The 5,022-nt window shown below is 72.0% G+C and carries 5 protein-coding genes; 4 read left to right on the top strand and 1 reads right to left on the bottom strand.

Features of this window, described 5'->3' with window-relative positions; translation table 11 throughout:
- On the bottom strand, positions 1-2,096 hold a 2,096-nt coding region (locus tag Q0C81_RS15855; RefSeq protein WP_291840102.1), incomplete at its 3' end, for a S9 family peptidase.
- A 96-nt stretch (positions 2,097-2,192) separates the two neighbouring features.
- Between Q0C81_RS15855 and Q0C81_RS15860 the strand changes: the two genes are divergently transcribed.
- The 4 genes from Q0C81_RS15860 to Q0C81_RS15875 form a co-directional block, all read left to right on the top strand.
- Positions 2,193-3,056, top strand: a complete 864-nt coding sequence (locus Q0C81_RS15860; RefSeq protein ID WP_291840105.1) for a GNAT family N-acetyltransferase — start codon at positions 2,193-2,195, stop codon at positions 3,054-3,056.
- Positions 3,049-3,516, top strand: coding sequence for a tRNA (adenosine(37)-N6)-threonylcarbamoyltransferase complex ATPase subunit type 1 TsaE (gene tsaE, locus Q0C81_RS15865; RefSeq protein ID WP_291840107.1), 468 nt, complete (start codon positions 3,049-3,051; stop codon positions 3,514-3,516). The genes Q0C81_RS15860 and tsaE overlap by 8 nt, the downstream gene beginning before the upstream one ends.
- Positions 3,509-4,597, top strand: a complete 1,089-nt coding sequence (amgK, locus tag Q0C81_RS15870; RefSeq protein WP_291840110.1) for an N-acetylmuramate/N-acetylglucosamine kinase AmgK — start codon at positions 3,509-3,511, stop codon at positions 4,595-4,597. Before tsaE ends, amgK begins: the two co-directional genes overlap by 8 nt.
- A gap of 29 nt (positions 4,598-4,626) precedes the next feature.
- Positions 4,627-5,022, top strand: a 396-nt coding sequence (locus tag Q0C81_RS15875; RefSeq protein WP_291840113.1) for a nucleotidyltransferase family protein, incomplete at its 3' end; no start/stop codon positions are given.

The following is a 5,022-nucleotide window of genomic DNA, read 5'->3' on the forward strand; positions in this document are numbered from 1 at the left end:
TGCCAGTCGACCCAGTTGCGCGGCTTCAGGACCCAGTGGTTCTCGTCCGGCACATGCACGAAGCGGCTTTCGATGCCCCGCCTTTGCAGCGCCGAGAAGGTCCCCAGCCCCTGTTCCACCGGCACGCGGAAGTCGCGCGAGCCGTGCAGCACCAGCATGGGCTTGGACCAGTCGCCCACGTAGGTGTTGGGGCTGAAGGCGCGGTACAGCTCCGGCTTCTCCCATGAGGCGCCGCCGAACTCGGAACTGAAGTTGCCGATGTCCATGGCGTTCATCAGCTGGCCCACGTCGAACACGCCCGCGTGGTTGACCAGGCAGTCCCACGGCCCGTTCCAGCGTCCGGCGATCAGGTTGACCATGTAGCCGCCGTAGGAGGCGCCCAGGGCGCAGGCGCGTCCGCCGTCCATCCAGCCGTTGCGGTCCAGGGCGGTCTGCCAGCCCTTCTGCAGGTCCTCCAGCGGGCGGTCGCCCCAGTGGTCGTTGATGGCGTCGGTGAAGGCCTGGCCGAAGCCCGGCGAGCCGTGGAAATTGACCATCACCACCCCGTACCCGGCGCCGGTGTAGATCTGCGGGTTCCAGCGGTAGCTCCAGCCGTCGGTCCAGGGCGACTTGGGGCCGCCGTGGATCAGATAGACGACCGGATAGCGGCGGCCCTCGACAAAGCCTGCGGGTTTGAAGGTCCAGCCCTGCACCGCCTCGCCGTTCCAGCCGGGGAAGCTGAAGCTTTCGCCCGCCGGCAGGTCGGTCCCGGCCAGCAGGTCGGCGTTGTGGCGGGTCAGGGGCGTCAGGCCGTCGCGGCCGGCCTCGACGATCTGGGACGGGCCGGTGAAGGTCTCGCGCGCCAGCACCAGCCGATCACCCGCCGCGTCGAAGCCCGACACCGTGCCCTGGTCGGTGATCGCCCGGACCGCGCCGGTGCGGGCGTTGATCTCGAACAGCTTCTGCTGGCCGTTCTCGGCGGCGAGCACGTACAGCGCCTGACGGTCGGGCCGCCAGCGCAGGCCCGCGGCGCCGCGATCCCAGTCGGCGGCGACCGGCCTGGCGTTGGAGCCGTCGGCGTCGGCGATCATCAGGACAGGCTGGTCGCCGTAGACGTTCTCGCGCCGCCCGGCGAGCCAGGCGAGGCGGCGGCCGTCGGGCGAGAAGGTCGGGTTGGAATCGGGGGCGGTGTTGGCCTGGGTCAGGTTCACGGGCGCGCCGCCCGCGACCGGGACCATCCAGACGTCGGTGTTGTTGGTCAGGGCTTCGGTGCGGCCCTGGGTCTGGGTCTGGAAGACCAGCCGGGTCCCGTCGGGCGACAGGGTGAACTCGCTGTCGTCGCCCAACGGCCGCGAGGGCGTGTCGCCGTCCAGCCCGCTCATCAGGTCGCGCGGCGCCCCGGCGGCGAGGCCCGAGGCGTTGAGGGTCAGGGCGAACAGATGGCTGCGCCGCCCGTCATTCCAGCTGTCCCACGGCCGCAGCGGCAGGCGGTCATAGCCGCGCACGGTCGAGCCCGGCGCGGCCTGCGCCTTCAACCGGTCGCGCGTGCAGTCCAGGTCGGCGCAGTCGAGGAAGACCGGCAGGGCGACGATCAGGGTCCGGCCGTCCCCGGACAGGCGGAAGGCGGTGACGTCCACGGGCAGGGTGGTGACCTGGGTCGCGGCCTGGCCGTCGCGGTCCGCGCGCCAGACCTGGTTGGAGCCGCCGCGGCTGGACAGGAAATAGACGCTGTTCCCGTCCGGCGCCCAGCGGCCCGAGGCCGCGCCGCCGTCGGATGCGGCCAGCCGGCGCGAGGTCCCGTCGGCCTCGATCACCCACAGGGCGCCGACGCCGCGGTTGCCCGCCCAGTCGGTGGTGCGCAGGTTGTAGAGGACGCGGCGGCCGTCGGGCGACAGGCGGGGATCGGAAGCCCGCTCCATCATCGCGAGCTGGCCGGGGCTGAGCCCGCCGGCCGCCGTGGGCCGGGTCGAAGGCGCAGCGTCCGTCGCGGCCGGCGCCTTCGCGGGCGCCGGCGTCTGGGCCGATGTCTGGGCCGATGTCTGGGCCGAGGCCGGAACCGCGCCCGCGCCGAGCGCCAGCACCGCCGCGCCGACCAGAAGTTCCATCCGGATCGCCATCTTCACCCCTCCACGTCCAGCGCAAGAGGTAACACGCTTCCCGCCGCCGCCAAGCCGCTTGCCGTCCGCCCCGCGAGCGGCGACAACCGGCCTCGAATGACCGCCCCCGCCGCCGCCATGCCCGTTCGTCCCGCGCCGCACATCTGCGACGTGCTGATCGCCGAGCGCGCGCCCCGGCTGACGGCGTCGGCCTTCTGGCCGGTGGTGCGGCCGGTGCTGTACCGGCTGCTCAACTACCGCCAGGCCGTGCGCATGGCCGACGCGGTCCGGCCCCTCTCCGGCGCGGCGGCGCTGGACTATATGAGCGACCTGCTGGATCTGAAGGTCTCGGTGATGAACCCCGAGCGCATCCCGGCGACGGGGCGCTGCATCATCGTTGCCAACCATCCGACCGGCATCGCCGACGGGATCGCGGTGTTCGATGCGATCAAGACGCGGCGGCCGGACGCCATCTTCTTCGCCAACGCCGACGCCCTGCGGGTCTCGCCGCGGCTGGGCGAGACCGTCATCCCGGTGGAGTGGGTGGTCGACAAGCGCACCCGCGAGAAGACCCGCGAAACCCTGCAGGCCGCCAAGGCGGCCTTCGAGGCCGAACGCTGCGTGGTCATGTTCCCGGCCGGGCGGCTGGCGCGGATCGGCAAGGACGGCTCGGTGACCGATCCGGAGTGGGCCTCGACCGCCGCCTCCCTGGCGCGGAAATACGACGCCCCGGTGGTCCCGATCCATGTGGCCGGCCCCTATTCCCGTCTGTTCCACTGGTTCGACCAGGTGTCGCAGGAGCTGCGGGACATCACCCTGTTCCACGAGCTGCTGAACAAGCGGAAGAAGCCGTTCCAGCTGATGGTCGGCAAGCCGATCCTGGCCGCGCGCCTCGACATCGACGCGGGCAAGGCGACCTACGCCCTCAAGGCCTTCACCGAACGGGTCCTGCCCAGCCAGCCGGACGCCGACTTTGCCTGAGGCCGTCTTCACCCTGTCTGACGCGGACGCCACGACCCGGCTGGGCGCGGCGATCGCGCCCCTGCTGGCGCCGGGCGAGACGGTGCTGCTGTACGGGCCGCTGGGCATGGGCAAGTCGACGCTGGCGCGCGGCCTGATCCGGGCCCTGACCTCGCCCAACGAGGACGTGCCGTCGCCGACCTTCACCCTGGTGCAGTTCTACGAGAGCGATCCGCCGGTGGCGCATTTCGATCTCTACCGCCTGACCCGGCCGGAAGAGGCCGCCGAGATCGGGCTGGACGAGGCGCTGGACGAAGGCTGTGCGATCATCGAATGGCCCGAGCGGCTGGGCGAGGATCCCGACCCCTGGCTGGGACCGGACCGGCTGACGGTCATCCTGGCCGAGGACGGCGACGGCCGTCGGGCGTCGGTGTCCGGCGCCGGCGCCTGGGCCGAGAAACTGAAGGACCTGAATGTCTGACCGCGAAGCCCTTCGTCTCGAGTTCCTGAAAGCCGCCGGCCTTGCCGAGGCGGTGCGCGATCCGCTGCCCGGCGACGCCTCGACGCGGCGCTATGAGCGGCTGACCACGGCGGACGGGCGGTCGCTGATGCTGATGGACCAGCCGGCCAACGCCGAAAGCCCGCCGGCCGATCCGGCGTGGACGCCGGCGCAGCGGCTGGCCTCGGGCTGGAACGCCACCGCGCGGCTGTCGGCGGGCCGGATCGAGGCCTTCGCCGCCGTGGCCGACCACCTGCGGGCGCTGGGCCTGTCGGCGCCGGAGATCATCGCCGTCGACGCCGCCGCCGGACTGGCCGTGCTGGAGGATTTCGGCGACGCCCTGTTCGCCCGGGTCATCGAGGCGGGAGAGGCCGAGGAGCCGCTCTATCTGGCCGCGGTCGAGGCCCTGGCCGCCCTGCATGCGGTCGAGCCGCCGGTGCGACTGAGCGGGGCGGCGGGGGACTGGCCGCTGCTGGTCTATGACGAGACGGCGCTGCAGGGCGGGGCCGACCTGTTCGTCGAATGGATGCCGGCGCTGGACCCGGCCCTGAGCTTCGATGACGCCGCCGTCGCCGACTGGCGCGCGGCGTGGCGGCCGGTGGTCGAGCGCGGCGCGGCCGGGGCCACGGTCATGGCGCACCGGGACTATCACGCCGAGAACCTGATCCGGCTGCCGGACCGCGAGGGGGCGGCCATGGTCGGGATGATCGACTTCCAGGACGCCGTGCGCGCCCACCCGTCGTGGGATCTCCACTCCCTGCTGCAGGACGCCCGCCGCGACGTGTCGCCGGCGCTGGAGGCCAGGGCGCTGGATCACTATTTCAGCCTGCGTCCGGGCGTCGACCGGGCCGGCTTCATGCGCGACTACGCCGGACTGGCGGCGCTGAATGAGGCGCGCATTCTCGGCATCTTCGCCCGGCTGATCGTGCGCGACGGCAAGCCGCGCTACCGCGCCTTCATGCCGCGCATGTGGGCGCACCTGAACGCCAATCTGCAGAAGCCGGGGCTCGAGACCGTCCGCGCCTGGTTCGACGCCCACGTGCCGGAGGCCAGCCGCCGATGACCGCTCCGAAGACCGCGCCCAAGACCGCGATGGTGCTGGCCGCCGGTCTCGGCACGCGCATGCGCCCCCTGACCGACGACCGGCCCAAGGCCCTGGTCGAGGTGGCTGGACGCGCCCTGATCGACCATGTGCTGGACCGGCTCGCTGATGCGGGCGTGGAGAAGGCCGTGGTCAATGTCCACTGGTTCGCCGATCGGCTGGAAAGCCACCTCGCGGCGCGCGGGCGCGGACCGGAGATCGTCATCTCCGATGAGCGGGAAACCCTGCTGGAGACGGGCGGGGGTCTGAAGAAGGCCGCGCCGCTGCTGGGCGACGACCCGGTCTTCGTGGCCAATATCGACAGCGTCTGGCTGGATCGGGACGACGCCCTGAATCAACTCGCGCGGTTGTGGAATCCGTCAATCATGGATGCCGCGCTTCTTCTC

The organism is Brevundimonas sp., from assembly GCF_023259385.1.
Lineage (GTDB): Bacteria > Pseudomonadota > Alphaproteobacteria > Caulobacterales > Caulobacteraceae > Brevundimonas.

Bases quoted from the DNA above. Each gene is read 5' to 3' on its own strand.
- amgK (WP_291840110.1), top strand. From the start codon at position 3,509: ATGTCTGACCGCGAAGCCCTTCGTCTCGAGTTCCTGAAAGCCGCCGGC.
- Q0C81_RS15860 (WP_291840105.1), top strand. From the start codon at position 2,193: ATGACCGCCCCCGCCGCCGCCATGCCCGTTCGTCCCGCGCCGCACATC.